Annotated in this window: 18 protein-coding genes and 1 other RNA gene; 5 read left to right on the top strand and 14 right to left on the bottom strand. The window is 69.9% G+C overall.

Annotated elements, in window-relative coordinates:
- Window positions 1-14 precede the first annotated feature (14 nt).
- The 8 genes from rnpB to QM792_RS06505 form a co-directional block, all read right to left on the bottom strand.
- Window positions 15-358, bottom strand: an RNA gene (rnpB, locus tag QM792_RS06540) — RNase P RNA component class A.
- A gap of 10 nt (window positions 359-368) precedes the next feature.
- Window positions 369-1085 carry an NYN domain-containing protein gene (locus tag QM792_RS06535; protein WP_415148599.1) on the bottom strand — a complete coding sequence of 239 codons (717 nt, stop codon included), beginning with the start codon at window positions 1083-1085 and terminating at the stop codon, window positions 369-371.
- Between the two features lie 157 nt (window positions 1086-1242).
- Window positions 1243-2274 carry a dihydroorotase gene (pyrC, locus tag QM792_RS06530; RefSeq protein WP_415151595.1) on the bottom strand — a complete coding sequence of 344 codons (1032 nt, stop codon included), beginning with the start codon at window positions 2272-2274 and terminating at the stop codon, window positions 1243-1245.
- Between the two features lie 64 nt (window positions 2275-2338).
- The gene (locus tag QM792_RS06525; protein WP_415148597.1) at window positions 2339-3073 is read right to left on the bottom strand and encodes an amino acid ABC transporter ATP-binding protein; all 735 of its coding nucleotides are present in this window, start codon (window positions 3071-3073) and stop codon (window positions 2339-2341) included.
- Between the two features lie 10 nt (window positions 3074-3083).
- Entirely contained in the window at window positions 3084-3752 is a 669-nt protein-coding gene (locus QM792_RS06520) for an amino acid ABC transporter permease (RefSeq protein WP_415148596.1), read from the bottom strand.
- Between the two features lie 79 nt (window positions 3753-3831).
- Window positions 3832-4572, bottom strand: coding sequence for an amino acid ABC transporter permease (locus QM792_RS06515; protein WP_415148595.1), 741 nt, complete (start codon window positions 4570-4572; stop codon window positions 3832-3834).
- A gap of 113 nt (window positions 4573-4685) precedes the next feature.
- On the bottom strand, window positions 4686-5588 hold the full coding sequence (locus QM792_RS06510; protein WP_415148593.1) for an amino acid ABC transporter substrate-binding protein: 903 nt from the start codon (window positions 5586-5588) through the stop codon (window positions 4686-4688).
- A gap of 45 nt (window positions 5589-5633) precedes the next feature.
- Window positions 5634-6602: a LysR substrate-binding domain-containing protein gene (locus QM792_RS06505; RefSeq protein WP_415148591.1), complete on the bottom strand. Its 969-nt coding sequence runs from the start codon at window positions 6600-6602 to the stop codon at window positions 5634-5636.
- Window positions 6603-6669: 67 nt separating this feature from the next.
- Between QM792_RS06505 and QM792_RS06500 the strand changes: the two genes are divergently transcribed.
- Window positions 6670-7890, top strand: a complete 1221-nt coding sequence (locus QM792_RS06500) for a CynX/NimT family MFS transporter (RefSeq protein WP_415148590.1) — start codon at window positions 6670-6672, stop codon at window positions 7888-7890.
- A gap of 8 nt (window positions 7891-7898) precedes the next feature.
- Here the strand turns inward: QM792_RS06500 and QM792_RS06495 are convergent, their stop codons facing one another.
- Window positions 7899-9743, bottom strand: a complete 1845-nt coding sequence (locus tag QM792_RS06495) for an ABCB family ABC transporter ATP-binding protein/permease (RefSeq protein ID WP_415148589.1) — start codon at window positions 9741-9743, stop codon at window positions 7899-7901.
- A 54-nt stretch (window positions 9744-9797) separates the two neighbouring features.
- On the opposite strand from QM792_RS06495, the gene QM792_RS06490 reads away from it, so the two are divergent.
- On the top strand, window positions 9798-10235 hold the full coding sequence (locus tag QM792_RS06490) for an acyl-CoA thioesterase (protein ID WP_415148588.1): 438 nt from the start codon (window positions 9798-9800) through the stop codon (window positions 10233-10235).
- 7 nt (window positions 10236-10242) lie between these two features.
- Here QM792_RS06490 and QM792_RS06485 read toward each other — a convergent pair whose 3' ends face one another.
- From QM792_RS06485 to QM792_RS06475, 3 genes are all read right to left on the bottom strand, one after another.
- Window positions 10243-12531, bottom strand: a complete 2289-nt coding sequence (locus QM792_RS06485; RefSeq protein WP_415148587.1) for a YgiQ family radical SAM protein — start codon at window positions 12529-12531, stop codon at window positions 10243-10245.
- A gap of 52 nt (window positions 12532-12583) precedes the next feature.
- Entirely contained in the window at window positions 12584-13699 is a 1116-nt protein-coding gene (locus QM792_RS06480; RefSeq protein ID WP_415148586.1) for a hypothetical protein, read from the bottom strand.
- A 102-nt stretch (window positions 13700-13801) separates the two neighbouring features.
- The gene (locus tag QM792_RS06475; RefSeq protein WP_293437536.1) at window positions 13802-14467 is read right to left on the bottom strand and encodes a Crp/Fnr family transcriptional regulator; all 666 of its coding nucleotides are present in this window, start codon (window positions 14465-14467) and stop codon (window positions 13802-13804) included.
- 219 nt (window positions 14468-14686) lie between these two features.
- On the opposite strand from QM792_RS06475, the gene trxB reads away from it, so the two are divergent.
- From trxB to rpmG, 3 genes are all read left to right on the top strand, one after another.
- Complete coding sequence (gene trxB / locus QM792_RS06470) at window positions 14687-15640, top strand: thioredoxin-disulfide reductase (RefSeq protein ID WP_415148584.1); 954 nt, start codon at window positions 14687-14689, stop codon at window positions 15638-15640.
- 83 nt (window positions 15641-15723) lie between these two features.
- Window positions 15724-15957, top strand: a complete 234-nt coding sequence (gene rpmB / locus QM792_RS06465) for a 50S ribosomal protein L28 (RefSeq protein WP_127999047.1) — start codon at window positions 15724-15726, stop codon at window positions 15955-15957.
- Window positions 15958-15971: 14 nt separating this feature from the next.
- Window positions 15972-16142, top strand: a complete 171-nt coding sequence (gene rpmG / locus QM792_RS06460) for a 50S ribosomal protein L33 (RefSeq protein ID WP_415148583.1) — start codon at window positions 15972-15974, stop codon at window positions 16140-16142.
- Window positions 16143-16234: 92 nt separating this feature from the next.
- Here rpmG and QM792_RS06455 read toward each other — a convergent pair whose 3' ends face one another.
- Both QM792_RS06455 and QM792_RS06450 read right to left on the bottom strand, forming a co-directional pair.
- Window positions 16235-17458, bottom strand: coding sequence for an acyl-CoA desaturase (locus tag QM792_RS06455; protein ID WP_415148582.1), 1224 nt, complete (start codon window positions 17456-17458; stop codon window positions 16235-16237).
- A 127-nt stretch (window positions 17459-17585) separates the two neighbouring features.
- Window positions 17586-18842 carry an RsmB/NOP family class I SAM-dependent RNA methyltransferase gene (locus tag QM792_RS06450; RefSeq protein ID WP_415148581.1) on the bottom strand — a complete coding sequence of 419 codons (1257 nt, stop codon included), beginning with the start codon at window positions 18840-18842 and terminating at the stop codon, window positions 17586-17588.
- Between the last annotated feature and the right edge of the window lie 6 nt (window positions 18843-18848).

Here is an 18848-nt window from a genome sequence, read left to right as displayed (position 1 = left end):
CGGCCTTCGAATAATTGTGAAGCGGGCCGATAGGCCGGATTCTGTGCAACGGCTTCTTCTTGCGAAGCTGCCGCCGTGACCGCCATTCCTCTGGGCCGCGCATCGCTGCGACGGCTCGGTGCCACCTACCCGCCGGCTCCGCGGAGCCACATCATCGCCGGCCTATTCGGTGTTGCTGCGCGTAGAGATTGCCCGTTTCACCCGAGGCGGGGCTTGCGCCCCGCTTCGACTCGTCTCTGTTGCTCTGATCCTCGGCTCACGCCGGACAGCCGTTGGCTGCTACGCCGCCCTGTGCAGTCCGGACCTTCCTCCCGTGCGGCCTTTCGGCGGATGCACCGGCGGCGGTCTGGCCCGCTTCACGGGCGTGATTATCCCGCGCCGGCGAGAAACTGCACTTTGTTGGGTTGTTTCTCGGGTGACAGCACGAAGTGCTGCGGGTGCTTCTTGAACAGCTTGGTCGACGGCGCGCTCCTGGCCAGCAGGCCGGCCGCGCGCAGCCGCTCGGCGGCAATGCCCAGTTCGAGCCGCGCGCCGTCGCGCAGCGCCGGCACGGCGTGCAGGATGCGCTCGACGTCCTCGGGCAGCGGCGCGGGCGCGGGTGGCGGCGCGGGCGGCGCCTTCGCGGCCCTGGGCGCCTTCTTCGCGGCCTTCGCGGCCGGCCCGCCCTTGCCGTGCGCCAGCACCGTGTAGCCGTCGTAGACGGCCTGCGTCTCGTCGCCGGTCTTGCCCTGCTGGCCGATGCCCTCGACGCGGCAGCCCTTCTCGCGCAGCCGGATCACCAGCGGCGCGAAGTCGGAGTCCGACGAAACGATCACCACCAGCGCCGGCCGCTCGGCCAGCACCAGGTCGAGCGCGTCGACGGCCAGCGCGATGTCGGTGGAGTTCTTGCCCGCCGAGAGGTTGACGATCGGGCGGATCGAGTGGCGCTTGAACAGCGCCAGGTTCTTCTGCGCCGACTCGGCCGTGCAGTAGGCGCGCCGCACGTGGATCGCGCCCTGCTCGGCGTGCACCTTCTCGAGCGCCTGCGCGATCACGTCGGCCGAGACGTTGTCGGCGTCGATCAGCAGCATCACCTTGCCAGTCATGACAACCCCTCGTCCGACGAGTACGTCGGCCGATTCCCCGAGGGGAACGACGGCCGCGGCTCCATGCCCGCCTGCGCGGGCATGGACGGCCGAAGTGCCGGCCCCGTCTCGGGGCCGGCGGGGGCCGGCTTGGGAGCGGCCCGGCGCTCGGCCCGCCTCATACCTGCCTCCAGCTCAGCACCTCGCCGCCGCGCAGCGGCTTGAGTTGCGCATCGCCGAACGGCACGGTCTCGGGCAGCGTCCAGCGCTCGCGCCTGAGCGTCACCGTGCCGGTGTTGCGCGGCAGGCCGTAGAAGGCCGCGCCGTGCACGCTGGCGAAACCCTCCAGCTTGTCGATGGCGCCCACGGCGTCGAAGGCCTCGGCGTACAGCTCCAGCGCCGACAGCGCCGTGTAGCAGCCGGCGCAGCCGCTGGCGTGCTCCTTCAGCGCCGCCGCGTGCGGCGCGCTGTCGGTGCCGAGGAAGAACTTCCTGCTGCCCGAGGTCGCCGCGTTGACGAGCGCCTGGCGGTGCTCCTCGCGCTTGAGCACCGGCAGGCAGTAGTAGTGCGGCCGCACGCCGCCGAGGAAGATCGCGTTGCGGTTGTAGAGCAGGTGGTGCGCGGTGATGGTCGCGGCGGTCTTCGCGCCGGCCTCGCCGACGTACTGCACCGCCTCGCGCGTGGTGATGTGCTCGACGACGATCTTCAGCTCGGGGAAGTCGGCGCGCAGCGGGATGAGCTGGCGGTCGATGAAGACCTTCTCGCGGTCGAACAGGTCGACCTCCGGATCGGTCACCTCGCCGTGCACCAGCAGCGGCATGCCCACGCGCTGCATGGTGTCGAGCGTCTCGTGGCAGTGGTGCAAGCTGGTCACGCCGGCGTCGCTGTTGGTGGTGGCTCCAGCCGGGTAGAGCTTGACCGCCGCCACGCCGGCCTCCTGCGCGCGGCGAATCTCGTCGGGCGGCAGCCTGTCGGTGAGGTACAGCGTCATCAGCGGCTCGAAGCTCGCGCCCTCGGGCACCGCGGCGAGGATGCGCTCGCGGTAGGCCAGCGCCTGCGCGGTGGTGGTCACCGGCGGCTTCAGGTTGGGCATGACGATCGCGCGGCCGAACTGGCGCGCGCTGGCCGGCACGACGCTCGCCATCGCGGCGCCGTCGCGCACGTGCAGGTGCCAGTCGTCGGGGCGGGTGATCGTCAGGGTGTCGCGCAAGTCGCTCATGGGCGGCGATTGTGTCGCAGCCGGGCGCGGCGCGCCGTCGCGCGCGCGACGGCCCTCAGTGCTGCAGGATCTTCGAGAGGAAGTCCTTCGCGCGCGGCGAGCGCGCCTCGGGATTGCCGAAGAAGTCGTCCCGGGTGCAGTCCTCGACGATCTTGCCGGCGTCCATGAAGATCACGCGGTGGCTGACCTTCTTGGCGAAGCCCATCTCGTGGGTGACGCACATCATCGTCATGCCCTCGTGGGCGAGCTGCACCATCACGTCGAGCACCTCGCCGACCATCTCGGGGTCGAGCGCCGAGGTCGGCTCGTCGAACAGCATCACGATCGGGTCCATCGACAGCGCTCGCGCGATCGCCACGCGCTGCTGCTGGCCGCCGGAGAGCTGGCCGGGGAACTTGTCCTTGTGTGCGGCCAGGCCGACGCGCTCGAGCATCTTCAGCCCGCGCTTCTTCGCCTCGTCGGACGTGCGGCCCAGCACCTTGATCTGCGCGATGGTCAGGTTCTCGGTCACCGACAGGTGCGGGAACAGCTCGAAGTGCTGGAACACCATGCCGACGCGGCTGCGCAGCTTGGGCAGGTTGGTCTTCGGGTCGCCGATGCTGATGCCGTCGACGACGATGTCGCCCTTCTGGATCGGCTCCAGCGCGTTGACCGTCTTGATCAGCGTGCTCTTGCCCGAACCCGACGGGCCGCACACCACCACCACCTCGCCCTTCTTGATGCTGGTGGTGCAGTCGGTCAGCACCTGGAAGCTGCCGTACCACTTGCTCACGTTCTTGATGTCGATCACGGCGTGCCTCCTAGCGGATGATCTGGATCTTCTTCTGCAGGCGACGCACCAGCATCGACAGCGAGAAGCAGATGATGAAGTAGACGACGGCGGCGACCAGGTAGGTCTCGACCGGGCGGTTGAAGTTCTTGCCGGCCACCTCGAAGCCCTTGAGCAGGTCGTAGGCGCCGATGGCGTACACCAGCGAGGTGTCCTGGAACAGGATGATGGTCTGCGTCAGCAGCACCGGCAGCATGTTGCGGAAGGCCTGCGGCAGCACCACCAGCTTCATGCACTGCGCGTAGGTCATGCCCACCGCGTAGCCGGCGTACACCTGCCCCTTGGGCACGCTCTGGATGCCGGCGCGCATGATCTCCGAGTAGTAGGCCGCCTCGAACACCGTGAAGGTGATGATGGCCGACAGCTCGGCGCCCATCGGCCGGCCGATCAGCATCGGGATCAGCAGGAAGAACCACAGGATCACCATCACCAGCGGGACGGAGCGCAGCGTGTTGACGTAGGCCGCCGCCGGCAGCACCAGCCACTTCTTGCCCGACAGCCGCATCAGCGCCAGCAGCGTGCCCAGCACGGTGCCGCCGACCATCGCGATCAGCGTGAGCTGGATCGAGAAGAAGAAGCCCTTGACGATGAACGCGGAGATGACGTTCCAGTTGAGGAAGGCGAAGTCGAGGTGGGTCATGATGCCTCCCGCCGGGCTGCCCCGAGGGAGGCATCCGCCCCCTCGGGGGGCAGCGAACGAATGTGAGCGTGGGAGCACATCATTTCCCGCCTCCGATCATGCCGGGCACCTGTACCCGCTTCTCGATGAACAGCGCGATGCGGTTGATCGCGAAGGCCGAGATGAAGTACAGCGCCGTCACCGCGAGGTAGATCTCGATGCCGCGCGAGGTTTCCTCCTGCGCCTGCAGGGCGAACTGCGTCAGTTCGGCGATGCTGACCGCGAAGGCCACCGACGAGTTCTTGACGATGTTCATCGACTCGCTGGTCAGCGGCGGGATGACGATGCGAAAGGCCATCGGCAGCAGCACGTAGCGGTAGGTCTGCGGCAGCGTCAGGCCCACCGCCAGGCCGGCGTAGCGCTGGCCGCGCGGCAGCGCCTGGATGCCGGCGCGCACCTGTTCGGACACGCGCGCCGAGGTGAAGAAGCCCAGCGCGAACACCACCAGGATCATGCTGGGCAGCGACTTCAGCGCCGGGAAGATCTCCGGCACCACGTAGTACCAGAGGAACACCTGCACCAGCAGCGGGATGTTGCGGAACAGTTCGGTCCAGGCGTTGCCCAGGCCGACCAGCCATTTGTTCGGCGTGGTGCGCAGCACGCCCATCAGCGCGCCGACCACCAGCGCCACCACCAGCGCGAGCAGCGAGACGGCCAGCGTCCAGCCCCAGGCGTTGATGATCCAGTCGAGATAGGTCAGCTCGCCCTTGGCGCCGAAGCAGTTCGGCGCCACGTCCCCGCTGATGGTGTCCTTGCAGAACACCTGCCAGTCCAAAGCCATCGCGGCCCTCCTCCCGGTCGAAAAAAAAGCGCGGCGCGGTCGGCCCGTGCCGCGCTCCCCCAGCATAAGCAAGCCCCGGGCCCATCGGACCCCGGGCTTGCCAGGGGGTTGACTTACTTCTTCAGGTAGTCTTCGACCGGCTTGTCGTTCGGGTTCGCCCAGGCCGCCTTGGTGGCCTCGCTGGCCGGCAGGCCCACCGGGGTGTTGGCCGGCGGGATCGGCTGCACGAACCACTTGTCGTACAGCTTGGCGATCTCGCCGGACTTCATCATCGCGACGATGCTGGCGTCGACCGCCTTCTTGAAGGCCGGATCGTCCTTGCGCAGCATGATCGCGATCGGCTCGACCGACAGCACCTCGCCGACGATCTTGAAGTCGGCCGGGTTCTTCGACTTGGCGATGTTGCCGGCGAGGATCTGCGCGTCCATCACGAAGGCGTCGGCGCGGCCGGTTTCCATCAGCAGGAAGCTGTCGGCGTGGTCCTTGCCGAACACCTCCTTGAAGTCGACGCCGTTGGCGCGCTCGTGCTTGCGCAGCAGTTGCACCGAGGTGGTTCCGGTGGTGGTGGCGACGGTCTTGTCCTTCAACTGCGCGATCGAGGTGATGCCCGAGTTCGCCTTGACGGCGATGCGCACTTCCTCGACGTAGGTGGTGACGGCGAAGGACACGTCCTTCTGGCGCGCGGCGGAGTTGGTGGTCGAGCCGCACTCGATGTCCACGGTGCCGTTCTGCACCAGCGGGATGCGGTTCTGCGAGGTGACCGGCTGGTACTTCACGTCGAGCTTGGCCAGGCCCAGCGACTTCTGGATGTCGGCCAGCACGCGCGTGCAGATCTCGTAGTGGAAACCGGCGTACTTGCCGTCGCCGAGCGTGTAGCTCAGGGCGCCGGAGGATTCGCGCACGCCCATGGTCACGCTGCCGCTGTCCTTGATCTTCTTCAGCGTGTCGGCGTGGGCGGCGAAGGCCAGCGAGGCCGCGGCGAACGCGAGGGCCTGAACGAGCATCGTCTTCTTCATGCGAACTCCTGCGAATGAAAGTGAAGGTGAGAGTGAAACGGCATTCTAGGGACCGGCGGCCTGGGGGTTTGCACGTAGTTCCCCTCTGGTCTCGTCGCGCGCCTCGCCGCGCAGAAACTCCCACAGCGCCATCGCGCCGGCCTTGTGGTGGCGCGCCAGTTCGGGGCGCTCGCGGTAGATGCGCACCTCCATCGCCAGTTCGTACTGGCCCGGCTCGGCGGCGCGCACCAGGCGCCGGCTCTTCAGCTCCTTCTTCACCGAGCTGGCCGGCAGGAAGGCCAGGCCGTGGCCCTCCAGCGCCATGGCCTTCAGGCCCTCGGCCATGTCGGTCTCGTAGATCGGCTCGAGCTGCGGCGCCACGGCGGCCTGCTTGGCGATCACCTCGACGAGGCGCCCCAGGTAGGCCGCCTCGCCATAGCCCAGGTAGGGCACCCGGCGCGCGGCCGTGCCGGGCAGGCGGAACAGCGGCGCGCCGGCGTCGTCGCCGCGCGCGTAGGGCGCCAGCGTCTCGCGGCCGAGGCTGAGCATCTCGTAGCGCTCGGGCGCGAGCTGCAGCGGCTGGCTGGGGTGGTGGTAGGCGATCAGCAGGTCGCAGCTCCCCTCGGTGAGCTGCAGCACCGCGTCGTGCACGTTCAGCGTGATCAGCCGGCTCTTGACCGCGCCGAAGCGGCGGCGCAGGTCCATCACCCAGTGCGGGAAGAAGCTGAAGGCCAGCGAGTGCGGCACCGCGAAGTCGATCATGTCCTGCGCGCCGCTCTGGTGCCCGCGCATCATGTTGCGCGTGGCCTGCAGCGTGCCGAGGATCTCCAGCGCCTGGGCGTGCAGCGTCTCGCCGGCCGGCGTCAGGCGCGTCGGGTACGAGGAGCGATCGACCAGGTCGATGCCGGCCCAGGCCTCCAGCGCCTGGATGCGTCGCGAGAACGCCGGCTGCGTGACGTGGCGCAACTGCGCCGAGCGCGAGAAGCTGCGCGTCTCGGCCAGGCTGACGAAGTCCTCGAGCCACTTGGTCTCCACGGCGAGGGAGTGTAGCGAGCGGCGCGCGGCGGCGGCCCCGCGCGTTTGCGGGCACACTGCGCGGCCGATGAACGCCACGCCCCCTTCTCCCTCCCGCCCCTCCCGCGCCGCCGCCTGGCTGGTGTTTGCCGCCGGCGTCAGCGCCGCCTTGCACGTCGGCAAGCTGCCGCCGGCGATCGCCGCGCTGCGCGACGCGCTCGGCATGTCGCTGGTCGAGGCCGGCTTCCTGCTGTCGCTGGTGCAGGTGGCGGGCATGAGCGCCGGCATCGCCTTCGGCGTGCTGGCCGACGCGATCGGCCTGCGCCGCAGCATGCTGATCGGCCTGGCGCTGCTGGCCGCGGCCAGCGCGCTGGGCGCCTGGGCCGACGGCGTCACCGCGCTGCTGGCGCTGCGCGCCGTCGAAAGCGTCGGCTTCCTGATGGTGGTGCTGCCGGCGCCGGGGCTGATCCGCCGCCTCAGCGCGCCGCAGCGGCTGAACGTGATGCTCGGCCTGTGGGGCACCTACATGCCGCTGGGCGCGGCGCTCGGGCTGCTGCTCGGCCCGCTGTGCATCGCCGCGTTCGGCTGGCGCGCCTGGTGGCTGACGCTCGGGCTGCTGTCGGGCCTGATGGCGCTGGCCTTGTGGCGCGGCGTGGCCGGGCAGCAGCCGGCGGCGGCCGGCGCGCGGCTGCGGCCTCACGACGTGGCGGCGCGCATGCGGCGCACGCTGGCCGCGCGCGGGCCCTGGCTGGTGGCGGCGAGCTTCGCGCTGTATTCCAGCCAGTGGCTGGCGGTGATCGGCTTCCTGCCGGTGGTCTACGCGGCAGCCGGCGTGGGCGCCAGCGCCACCGGCGTGCTGACCGCGCTGGCCGCCGCGGCGAACATCGGCGGCAACCTCGGCGCCGGCCACATGCTGCAGCGCGGCGCGCCGCCGCCGCGCCTGCTCGTCATCGGCTTCGTGGTGATGGCGCTGGCGGCGCTCGCCGCGTTCTCGGGCGCGGCCGGCGCCGGCTTGCCGCCGGCGCTGCGCTACCTGGCCGTGCTGGCCTTCTCGGGCGTCGGCGGCATGATCCCGGCCACGCTGTTCGCGCTGGCGATGCGCGTCGCGCCGGGCGAGGACAACGTCTCGGCCACGGTCGGCTGGATGCAGCAGCTCTCGGCGCTGGGCCAGTTCGCCGGCCCGCCGATCGTCGCCTGGGTGGCGGCGCGCGCCGGCGGCTGGCACTGGACCGGCGCCGTCACCGGCCTGGCCTCGCTGGCCGGCCTGGGCCTGGCCTGGACGGTGGCGCGCAGCCTGCGCCCGCGCTGAGCCGCGGCTCAGGCCGCGGCGTCGCGCTCGTCGTCGCCGCTTTGCTGCAGGCGCCACATCTGCGCGTAGCGGCCGTCGCGCGCCAGCAGCTCGGCGTGCCGGCCGCGCTCGACGATGCGGCCGTGCTCCATCACCAGGATCTGGTCGGCGTCGGCGATGGTCGACAGGCGGTGCGCGATCACCAGTGCCGTCTTGTCGCGCGCCGCGCTGCGCAGCTCCTCCTGGATGGCGCGCTCGTTGGCCGAATCGAGCGCCGAGGTGGCCTCGTCGAAGATCAGCAGCGGCGGGTTCTTCAGCAGCGTGCGCGCGATCGCCACGCGCTGCTTCTCGCCGCCGGAGAGCTTCAGCCCGCGCTCGCCGACCAGCGTGTCGTAGCCCTTGGGCGTCGAGGCGATGAAGGCGTGGATGTGCGCCGCCTTCGCGGCCGCCTCCACCTCGGCGCGCGTCGCGCCGGGGCGGCCGTAGGCGATGTTGTATCGCACCGTGTCGTTGAACAGCACGGTGTCCTGCGGCACGATGCCGATCGCGTCGCGCAGGCTCTTCTGCGTCACCGCGCGGATGTCCTGGCCGTCGATCGTGATGCGGCCCGCGCCCACGTCGTAGAAGCGCAGCAGCAGGCGCGCCAGCGTGCTCTTGCCCGAGCCCGAGGGGCCAACCACCGCCACCGTCCGGCCGGCCGGGATCTCGAAGCTCACGCCGTGCAGGATCTCGCGTTCGGCGTCGTAGCCGAAGCGCACGTCCTCGAAGCGCAGCGCGCCGCCGCGCCGCTCGAGCGGCGGCGCGCCCGGCGCGTCGGCCACCTCGCGGTGCTGGCCGAGCAGCACGAACATCTTCTCCATGTCGATGGTCGACTGCTTGATCTCGCGGTAGATCACGCCGAGGAAGTTCAGCGGCACGTAGAGCTGGATCATCAGCGCGTTGACCAGCACCAGGTCGCCCAGCGTCAGCGTGCCGTCGACCACGCCGGCCGTGGCGCGCCACACCAGCAGCACCACCGCCACCGAGACGATCGCGCTCTGGCCGAGGTTCAGCAGCGACAGCGAGGTCTGCGAGCGCACCGAGGCGCGCTCCAGGCGCTGCAGGTTGTCGTCGTAACGCTCGCGCTCGTAGCCCTCGTTGCCGAACACCTTGACGGTCTCGACGTTGAGCAGCGCGTCGACGGCGCGCGTGTTGGCCAGGCTGTCCTGCTCGTTCATCGCGCGGCGGAAGTGCGTGCGCCACTCCGTCACGCCGACCGTGAAGCCGATGTACAGCGCCAGCGCGCCGAGCGCGATGGCGGCGAACCAGCCGTCGAACTTGGCCGACAGCAGCGCGACCACCAGCGCCATCTCCACCAGCGTCGGCAGGATGTTGTAGATGGTGTAGTTCAGCAGCGAGTGGATCGCCTTCGAGCCGCGCTCGATGTCGCGCGAGACGCCGCCGGTCTGGCGCTCGAGGTGGAAGCGCAGCGACAGCGACAGCAGGTGCTCGAAGGATTGCAGCGCGACGCGGCGCGCGATGCGCGCGGCCACCGGGTAGAACAGGAACTCGCGCAGCTCGGTGAACAGCGTCACCGACACGCGCAGCGCGCCGTAGGCCAGCAGCAGCGCCACCGGCACGACCAGGGCCGCGCGCGCGTCGCCCGGCGCGAGGTCGAGCGCATCGACGATGCGCTTGAGCACCAGCGGCACGCCGATGTTGGCGAGCTTGGCGGCGATCAGGCAGGCCAGCGCCGCGCCCACGCGCCAGCGCCACTGCCACAGGTACGGCGCCAGCCGGCGCAGCGCGCCCCACTGCGACGCGGGCGCGGCGGCCGGCAAGGGCGAGCCGGCCGCGCTCACGGGCGCGGACGCGCCCAGGCTGTGACGACGCATGAACGGGGTGGAGGGCGTGGAAGAATGCGGCAAGACTCACCGCAGGTGCCGATCATGCCCGAGACTTCAAGCCCCCTGCCCCCCGCCGACCCGCTGCGCCTGCCGCCCGGCGTGCTGCCCGGAGACCGCCAGCTCGTGCTGCGCGTGCTGCCCATGCCGGCCGACGCGAACAGCAACGGCGACATCTTCGGCGGCTGGATCATGGCGCAGGTCGACGTGGCCGGCGCGGTGCTGCCGGCGCGGCTGGCCAAGGGGCGCATCGCCACCGTGGCGGTCAACCAGTTCATCTTCAAGCAGCCGGTGTCGATAGGCGACCTGCTGAGCTTCTATGCCCGCGTCGAGCGCATCGGCACGACCTCGATCACCGTGCACGTCGAGGTCTACGCCGAGCGCAACCCGGCCGATCTGCGGGTGGTGAAAGTCACCGAGGCCAACCTGACCTACGTGGCGATCGACCTGCAGGGGCAGCCGCGCAAGCTGCCGAAGGACTGACGCGCCTTCACCTGGTCTTGCGCGGCGGCAGCCCGGTGTGCTGCGTCAGCACGCGCCCGCGGGTCACCGGCGAGGTGCGGCTGCCGCTGGGCGTGGAGTTCTTGCGCCGCGCGCTCTGGTAGCCGGCGTCGCCGCCGGGCTGGAAGGCCGGCACCAGGTGCTGCTTGCCGTTGCCGATCAGGTCGGCGCGGCCCATCGCCTTCAGCGCGTCGCGCAGCAGCGGCCAGTTGGCCGGGTCGTGGTAGCGCAGGAAGGCCTTGTGCAGCCGGCGGCGCTTCTCGCCGCGCACGATGTCGACCTTGGGCGCGCGCGCCTCGTCGCGGCTCAGGCCCTTGAGCGGGTTCAGCCCCGAGTGGTACATCGCCGTCGCGGTGGCCATCGGGCTCGGGTAGAAGGTCTGCACCTGGTCGGCGCGGAAGCCGTTGCGCTTGAGCCAGAGCGCGAGGTTCATCATGTCGGCGTCGCTGGTGCCCGGGTGCGCGGCGATGAAGTACGGGATCAGGAACTGCTTCTTGCCCGCCTCGGCGCTGAACTTCTCGAACAGTTGCTCGAAGCGGTCGTAGCTGCCGATGCCCGGCTTCATCATCTTGCTCAGCGGCCCGTCCTCGGTGTGCTCGGGCGCGATCTTCAGGTAGCCGCCCACGTGGTGCGTCACCAGTTCCTTGACGTACTCGGGCGAGCGCACCGCGAGGTCGTAGCGCAGCCCCGAGCCGATCAGGATCTTCTTGACGCCGCGCAGCGCACGCGCGCGGCGGTACATGTGGATCAGCGCGCCGTGGTCGGTGTCGAGGTTGGGGCAGATGCCGGGATAGACGCAGCTCGGCTTGCGGCAGGCGGCCTCGATCTCGGGGCTCTTGCAGCCCAGCCGGTACATGTTGGCCGTCGGCCCGCCGAGGTCGCTGATCACGCCGGTGAAGCCCTTGACCTTGTCGCGGATCTCCTCGATCTCGCGGATCACCGAGTCTTCGCTGCGGCTCTGGATGATGCGGCCCTCGTGCTCGGTGATCGAGCAGAAGGTGCAGCCGCCGAAGCAGCCGCGCATGATGTTCACGCTGAAGCGGATCATCTCCCAGGCCGGGATCCTGGTCGGCCCGTCGTGGCCGCCGGTCGCGTCGGCGTAGCGCGGATGCGGGCTGCGCGCGTAGGGCAGGTCGAAGACGTGGTCCATCTCCGCCGTGCTCAGCGGGATCGGCGGCGGGTTGATCCACACGTCGCGCGCCGCATGGTCGTCGCCGTGGCGCTGCACCAGCGCGCGCGCGTTGCCGGGGTTGGTTTCCAGGTGCAGCACGCGGTTGGCGTGCGCGTACAGCACCGGGTCGCTTCTCACCTGCTCGTAGCTCGGCAGGCGGATCACGGTGCGCTCGCGCGGCGGCATCGTGATGCGGCCGGCGGCATTGCGCACGAACTGGATCGGTCGATCCGTTCGGGCTGAGCCTGTCGAAGCCCCGCGCGGCCCTTCGACACGCCCAGGGCGAACGGATTGGTCGTCCTTCGCGCAGGTCTCGTCGGTGGTCTGGTAGGGGTTGATGTAGGCGTCGATGCGGCCGGGGCGGTCGACTTCGCTGGAGTCCAGCTCGAACCAGCCGGCCGCGCCCGGGTCGTCGCCGCGCCGCACGAAGGCGGTGCCGCGCACGTCGGTGATGCTGCGCACCGGCTCCTTGCGCGCCAGCCGGTGCGCGATCTCGACGATGGCGCGCTCGGCGTTGCCGTACAGCAGCAGGTCGGCCTTGCTGTCGACCAGCACCGAGCGGCGCACCTTGTCCTGCCAGTAGTCGTAGTGGGCGATGCGGCGCAGGCTGGCCTCGATGCCGCCGATCACGATGGGCACCTCGGCGTAGGCCTCGCGGCAGCGCTGCGCGTAGACCAGCGCGCTGCGGTCGGGCCGCCTGCCGCCCTGGCCGCCGGGCGTGTAGGCGTCGTCGCTGCGGATCTTCCGGTCGGCCGTGTAGCGGTTGATCATCGAATCCATGTTCCCGGCCGTCACGCCGAAGAACAGGTTCGGCCTGCCCAGCGCCTTGAAAGGCTCGGCCGACTGCCACTCGGGCTGCGCGATGATGCCGACGCGAAAGCCCTGCGCCTCCAGCACGCGCCCGATCACCGCCATGCCGAAGCTGGGGTGGTCGACGTAGGCGTCGCCGGAGACGACGATCACGTCGCACGAGTCCCAGCCGAGCGCGTCCATCTCGGCGCGGCTCATCGGCAGGAAGGGCGCCGGCCCGAAGCGCTTGGCCCAGAACGGCTTGTAGCCGGTCAGGGCGCGCGGGCGAGGCGGGGCGGAAAGGGTGGCGGCGGTCACGGCCGTGATTGTCCTCGCAGCCGGCCTTCCGTGCAGGCGCGGGGTTGGCGGCTCAGCCCGTCACCAGCCCCTGCATGCGCAGCACCTCGAAGTCGCTGCCCTTGACCTGGCCCAGTTCGGCGTTCAGCTTGTCGTTGTTCCAGCGCGGGTCGGGCGCGCCGCTGACGAACCAGTTGCTGCCGTTGTCGGCCACGATCATCCCGTAGGTCTTCATCGCGGTCAGCAGCGCCTTGGTTTCGGTGCTGAAACTCGCCGGGATCTGGTAGCTCGCCTTCAGCCGCACGCGCATGCCCATCGGCGGCAGGTCGGCGCTGGTGTTGCTCGACGCATGGTGCGTCGCCGGCGGCAGGTAGGCCTTGCGCGAGCGCGCCACCGTGAAGCGCAGCGCGTGGCGTATGCCGCCCGGGCCGAGCGCGGCCTCCTCGTAGCGCGCCAGGCCGGGGAAGATCGGCAGCCCGGCGGCGTCGGCGCTGGTCCAGCCCGGCCGGCCGCCGGGGCGCACGTCGTTGCTGTCGAGGTGGAAGACGGCGCCGCAGTCGGCGTTCCAGCCGCCGCCGCTTTGCGGAAAGGCGCGGTACAGCTCGTAGAGGCGGTTGTTGTCGCGGTCGATCACGATCACGTGGCGGTCGCCGTCGCCGTTCGGGCCGCCTTCGATCTGCGCTTCGGGCGGCACCGGGTACGGGCCCGGATCGCTCTCGCCGCCGTAGGCGGTCCAGCGCATCGCCACCCTGGCCTGCGAGCCCGACACGATCACGTAGGGAATGCCGATCGGCGCGCCCTGGTAGGTGCCCGAGCCGAAGTCCGGGTGCAGCCCGGTGCCCAGGCCGATGCTGGCGATCAGGGCCGCCGAGTTGGCGTCCACCGGCTCGGCCGAGACGTCGCGGTTCCAGGCGTTGTCGGACGGGAAGGCGAGCGCGCCGTTGGTGTCGGCGCCGACGCCCAGCGCGGCGGCGCGGAAGTTGCCGTAGCCGACGCCGGCCGGCGCGGGGCTGGGCCCGGCCGGCGGCGCGGGCACGGGCGCCGGCGGCGTGGGCGAAACCGGCTCGGGCCCGGGCGGCGACGGGCTATGCGCCAGCGGCGGCGGCGCATCCGAGCCGCCGCCGCCACAGGCGGCCAGCACCAGCGTCGAGAGCAGCGCCAGGCTCTTGCGGCGATCCATCGTTTCCATGCGCACTCCTGGCCGGATCATTCCGAAAGGCCGGGATTGTGCGGCGCCCGGAACGCGACGGGCGCCCCGCGGGGCGCCCGTTTCGAAGCGCTTACCGCTGTTTCAGCCGGTGAGCTGCTCCTTGATGATCACCGAGCCGTTCTCCTGGGTGTGCACCATGCCGCGCTCTTCCAGGTCCTTCATCACGCGGCTGACCATCTCGCGCGAGGCGCCGACGATCTTGGCCAGGTCCTGGCGCGACACCTTGTTGCGGATGAGCTTCTGGCCGTTCTCCATCTCGGCCATGTCGAGCAGCGCGCGCGCCACGCGGCCGTAGACGTCGAGCAGCGCGAGCGACTCGATCTGGCGGTCGGCGCTGCGCAGCCGCTGCACGAGGCCGCGCATGATCGCGTACGACAGGCTGGAGTTCTCGGGCAGGCAGCGCGCGAACTCGGCGCGGCCGAGGATCAGCATGTCGGTCTGCACCTCGGCGCGCACGGTGGCCGAGTGCGGCTCGTTGTCGATCAGGCTCATCTCGCCGACGTAGTCGCCCGGCTGCAGCACGGCGAGGATGACCTCGCGGCCGCGCGAGTCCGAGGTGAGCACGCGGGCGCGGCCGGTGAGCAGGATGAACAGCGCGTTGGACTTCTTGCCGTGCTCGACGATGATCTCGCCGCGCCGGAAGCGCCGCTTGACGACGCTGTCGGCGATGCTCTGCGCCTGATCGTTCGTGAGCATCGAAAACAGCGGCACACGCCGGATCAGGTCCAGATTGGAGAGCATTGCCATACGTGGTTCCCTTCGTCTTGTGTCATCGGCCCGGTGCGGGCCCTGTCTCGTGCCGCCGGGTTGCGGCTTGCGGCCGTGAAAATGCCACAGTCCAGCACCGCCCACTATTGTGGCCATTACCGGAAATGACGCCAACGGATTCGCGGCGCGTGTCAGACTGGGCGCTCGAGTTGTGGTGTCATTGACGACACTTTTCCGCGTTTTCGAGGCGTTTTCCCCATGAGCACCCCTAGTTTGTTGCATGCCCGCGTCCTGATCCTGGGCTCCGGCCCGGCCGGCTACACGGCGGCGGTCTACGCCGCGCGCGCCAACCTCGAGCCGGTGCTGGTCACCGGCATCGCCCAGGGCGGGCAGCTGATGACCACCACCGAGGTCGACAACTGGCCTGCCGACGTGGACGGCGTGATGGGCCCGGACCTGATGGCGCGCTTCCAGCGCCACGCGGAGCGCTTCAACACGCGCATCGTGTTCGACCACATCAACCAGGTCGACCTGACGAAGCGCCCGTTCACGCTCACCGGCGACTCCGGCGGCTACACCTGCGACGCGCTGGTGATCGCCACCGGCGCCAGCGCCAAGTACCTCGGGCTGCCGTCGGAGCAGGCCTTCATGGGCCGCGGCGTCAGCGGCTGCGCCACCTGCGACGGCTTCTTCTACCGCGGCGAGGAGGTGTGCGTGGTCGGCGGCGGCAACAGCGCCGTCGAGGAGGCGCTGTACCTGTCGAACATCGCCAGCAAGGTGCACCTGATCCACCGCCGCGACAAGTTCCGCGCCGAGCCCATCCTGGTCGACAAGCTGATGGACAAGGTCAAGGCCGGCGCGATGCAGCTGCACCTGTGGCACACGCTGGACGAGGTGCTGGGCGACGACTCCGGCGTGACCGGCGTGCGCATCCGCAGCACGCACGACGGCGCCACGCGGGACCTGGCGCTCAAGGGCTGCTTCATCGCCATCGGCCACCAGCCCAACACCGACATCTTCAAGGGCCAGCTCGAGATGAAGGACGGCTACATCCTGACGCGCGGCGGCGCGAACGGCATGGCGACGATGACCAGCGTCGACGGCGTGTTCGCCGCCGGCGACGTGCAGGACCATGTCTACCGCCAGGCCATCACCAGCGCCGGCACCGGCTGCATGGCGGCGCTGGACGCGCAGCGCTTCCTGGAGCAGTGAGGCGGGCGGGAAATCGGCTATACTCGCGGTCTTTGCCGAAATCCGTCGGCACGAATTCCACTGGATAGAAGAGGTAGCGAGCGATGGCACGCGTCTGTCAGGTCACGGGCAAGCGCCCGATGGTGGGGAACAACGTCTCCCACGCCAACAACAAAACGAAGCGTCGCTTCCTGCCCAACCTGCAGTACCGCCGCTTCTGGCTGGAAACCGAGAACCGCTGGGTGCGCCTGCGCGTGAGCAACGCCGCGCTGCGCCTGATCGACAAGGTCGGCATCGAGCAGGTCGTCGCCGACCTGCGCGCCAAGGGCGAACTCTGATCTAGGAGACCGACATGGCTAGCAAGGGTGGACGCGAAAAGATCAAGCTGGAGTCGTCGGCCGGCACCGGTCACTTCTACACGACCGACAAGAACAAGAAGACGACGCCGGAGAAGATCGAGATCATGAAGTTCGATCCGGTCGCGCGCAAGCACGTCAAGTACAAGGAAACCAAGCTGAAGTAGACCTTCAGCGCTTCCAGCAAAAAGGGCCGCTCATGCGGCCCTTTTGCTTATCCGGAAAGGGGTCGCAAGCGACCCCGCCATCGTGTTTGCCGTCAGGCACTTGCGGCGCGCAGCTTCAGCGAAAAGTCGCGCAGCGCCGCGATCCCGCTGTCCTCGGCCTGGCGGCACCAGGCCTGCAGGTCGGCCACCAGTTGCTCGGCCGAGACGTTGGTGCGCGTCCAGAGCTGGCGCAGTTCCTCGCGCATCGCCACCAGCTTGCTCAGCGCGGCCGAGCTGGCCGCGGCCTCGGCCACGCTGTCGCGCAGCTCGGCCGGGATCTTGTCGTGGTCGCGGTGCAGCCAGCGCTTGGCGATCAGCATCTGCCGCATCCGCGCGGTGTTCTCGCCGCCCTGCGCCTTCAGCCGCTCCAGCTCGCTGGCGCAGGCGCTGCGCAGTTCGGCGGCGTACTTGGCCATCACCTCGTAGCGGTTGGCGATCACCGCCTCCAGCGTCTTGCCGTCGGCCACCGGCTTGACCTCGCCGAGCCGCAGCATCGGCGGCGTCTTGCGCACCTTGGCCCAGCCGATCATCTCCATCGCGCGGATGTAGCCCCAGCCGATGTCGAACTCGTAGGGCTTGACCGAGAACTTCGCCGAGGTCGGGTAGGTGTGGTGGTTGTTGTGCAGCTCCTCGCCGCCGATCACGATGCCCCAGGGCGAGACGTTGGTCGACGCGTCGGGCGCCTCGAAGTTGCGGTAGCCCCACCAGTGGCCGATGCCGTTGATGATGCCGGCCGCGTTGATCGGGATCCACAGCATCTGCACCGCCCACACCGTGGCGCCGATGGCGCCGAACAGCAGCAGGTCGATGACCAGCATCAGGCCCACGCCCTGCCAGCTATAGCGGGTGTAGAGGTTGCGCTCCAGCCAGTCGTCGGGCGTGCCGTGGCCGTACTTGGCGGCGGTCTCGGGCACCTTGGCCTCGGCGCGGTACAGCTCGGCGCCTTCCAGCAGCACCTTCTTGATGCCGCGCGTCTGCGGGCTGTGCGGGTCTTCGACGGTCTCGCACTTGGCGTGGTGCTTGCGATGGATGGACACCCATTCCTTGGTGACCATGCCGGTGGTCAGCCACAGCCAGAAGCGGAAGAAGTGCGACGGGATCGGTCCGAGGTCGAGCGCGCGGTGCGCCTGCGAACGGTGCAGGAAGATCGTGACCGCCGCGATGGTGATGTGGGTGACCACCAGCGTGAACGCCAGCACCTGCCACCAGCTCGCATCGAGCAGACCATGGGACAGCCAAGCCACGAGGGCGTCCCGAACCGAGAGAAGAATATCCATGAACCCGCCTAGACTGCCGTCAAGACCGACGGCGCTGCGATTGTAGAGGCCGCAAGCGTTTGCGCGTCAGAAACTACCCGCATCGCTCCAGCATGTTCGCAGCAGATGCCGGCGTTTCTGTGAGAAATCAAGCCTTTTGCCAGACGGCCGCAAAAAAACCGTCGGTGCCGTGGCGCTGCGGCCAAAGGCGCAGAAAACCCTCGCGCACCAGTTCGGCGCTGCGCGCCACATGGGCGGCGCCCAGCACCTCGTCGGCCGGCAGCGGCCGGAAGTTCGTGTTCGCCTCGCCGAAGGCCTGCGCGATGGCCTCGTTCTCCTCGCGCAGCAGGCTGCAGGTGGCGTAGACCAGCCGCCCGCCCGGCTTCACCAGCCGCGCCGCGCTGGCCAGGATGGCGCCCTGCTTGGCGCGCAGCTCCTCGATCGCCTGCGGCGTCTGGCGCCATTTCAGGTCGGGGTTGCGGCGCAGCGTGCCCAGGCCGGAGCACGGCGCATCGACCAGCACGCGGTCGATCTTGCCGGCCAGGCGCTTGACGCGCTCGTCGCGCTCGTGCGCGATCTGCACCGGGTAGACGTTCGACAGTCCGCTGCGCGCCAGCCGCGGCTTGAGCGCGGCCAGGCGGTGGCCCGAGGTGTCGAAGGCGTACAGCCGCCCGGTGTTGCGCATCGCCGCGCCGAGCGCGAGCGTCTTGCCGCCGGCGCCGGCGCAGAAGTCGGCCACCATCTCGCCGCGCTTGGCGTCGAGCAGCAGCGCGAGCAACTGGCTGCCTTCGTCCTGCACCTCGACCTCGCCGCGCGTGAAGACGTCGAGCTTGTGCAGCGCCGGCTTGCCGTGGATGCGCAGGCCCAGCGGCGAGAACGGCGTGTCCTCGGCCGCGATGCCGGCCGCGGCCAGCGCCGCCGTCACCGCCTCGCGTCTGGCCTTCAAGGCGTTGACGCGCAGATCGAGCGGCGCGCCCGCGCTCATGCTCTCGACGAAGGGCCAGAAGTCGTCGCCCAGTTCGCGCTGCAAGGCCTCGGCCAGCCAGTCGGGCAGGTTGTGGCGCAGCTTCTCGGGCAGCGCGGCGCGGTCGACGGCCTGCACCTGCGCCAGCCACTGCTGTTCGGCCGGCGCCAGCGCGGCGCGCAGAAAGCCCTCGTTGCCCCGCCAGCCCAGCACGGCCAGGCGGCGCTCCATCTCGCCCTTGCCCGACTGCGCGAGGTGCTGGAACAGCAGCCGCTGCCGCAGCACGTTGTAGGTGGTCTCGGCCAGCGTGTGGCGCTCGCGGCTGCCCAGCGCCTTGTTCTGGCGGAAGAAGTCCGACACCACGCCGTCGGCCGGGTGCTTGAACTGCAGCACGCGGTGCAGCAGTTCGGTGGCGAGTTCGAGCAGCGCGTTGGGATGCATCGGACC

It is taken from the genome of Piscinibacter sp., from assembly GCF_047600445.1.
Lineage (GTDB): Bacteria > Pseudomonadota > Gammaproteobacteria > Burkholderiales > Burkholderiaceae_C > Piscinibacter.
The sequence above is the reverse complement of the archived record's forward strand: the minus strand, read 5'-3'. Positions and strand labels throughout refer to the sequence as shown.

Excerpts from the sequence above, each read along its gene's own strand:
- rpmB (WP_127999047.1), top strand. The coding sequence starts at position 15,724 with ATGGCACGCGTCTGTCAGGTCACGGGCAAGCGCCCGATGGTGGGGAAC.
- QM792_RS06475 (WP_293437536.1), bottom strand. The coding sequence starts at position 14,467 with ATGGCAATGCTCTCCAATCTGGACCTGATCCGGCGTGTGCCGCTGTTT.
- QM792_RS06500 (WP_415148590.1), top strand. The coding sequence starts at position 6,670 with ATGAACGCCACGCCCCCTTCTCCCTCCCGCCCCTCCCGCGCCGCCGCC.
- QM792_RS06535 (WP_415148599.1), bottom strand. The coding sequence starts at position 1,085 with ATGACTGGCAAGGTGATGCTGCTGATCGACGCCGACAACGTCTCGGCC.
- QM792_RS06520 (WP_415148596.1), bottom strand. The coding sequence starts at position 3,752 with ATGACCCACCTCGACTTCGCCTTCCTCAACTGGAACGTCATCTCCGCG.
- QM792_RS06455 (WP_415148582.1), bottom strand. The coding sequence starts at position 17,458 with ATGGATATTCTTCTCTCGGTTCGGGACGCCCTCGTGGCTTGGCTGTCC.
- QM792_RS06495 (WP_415148589.1), bottom strand. The coding sequence starts at position 9,743 with ATGCGTCGTCACAGCCTGGGCGCGTCCGCGCCCGTGAGCGCGGCCGGC.
- QM792_RS06480 (WP_415148586.1), bottom strand. The coding sequence starts at position 13,699 with ATGGAAACGATGGATCGCCGCAAGAGCCTGGCGCTGCTCTCGACGCTG.
- QM792_RS06450 (WP_415148581.1), bottom strand. The coding sequence starts at position 18,842 with ATGCATCCCAACGCGCTGCTCGAACTCGCCACCGAACTGCTGCACCGC.
- QM792_RS06510 (WP_415148593.1), bottom strand. The coding sequence starts at position 5,588 with ATGAAGAAGACGATGCTCGTTCAGGCCCTCGCGTTCGCCGCGGCCTCG.
- rpmG (WP_415148583.1), top strand. The coding sequence starts at position 15,972 with ATGGCTAGCAAGGGTGGACGCGAAAAGATCAAGCTGGAGTCGTCGGCC.
- trxB (WP_415148584.1), top strand. The coding sequence starts at position 14,687 with ATGAGCACCCCTAGTTTGTTGCATGCCCGCGTCCTGATCCTGGGCTCC.
- QM792_RS06515 (WP_415148595.1), bottom strand. The coding sequence starts at position 4,572 with ATGGCTTTGGACTGGCAGGTGTTCTGCAAGGACACCATCAGCGGGGAC.
- QM792_RS06490 (WP_415148588.1), top strand. The coding sequence starts at position 9,798 with ATGCCCGAGACTTCAAGCCCCCTGCCCCCCGCCGACCCGCTGCGCCTG.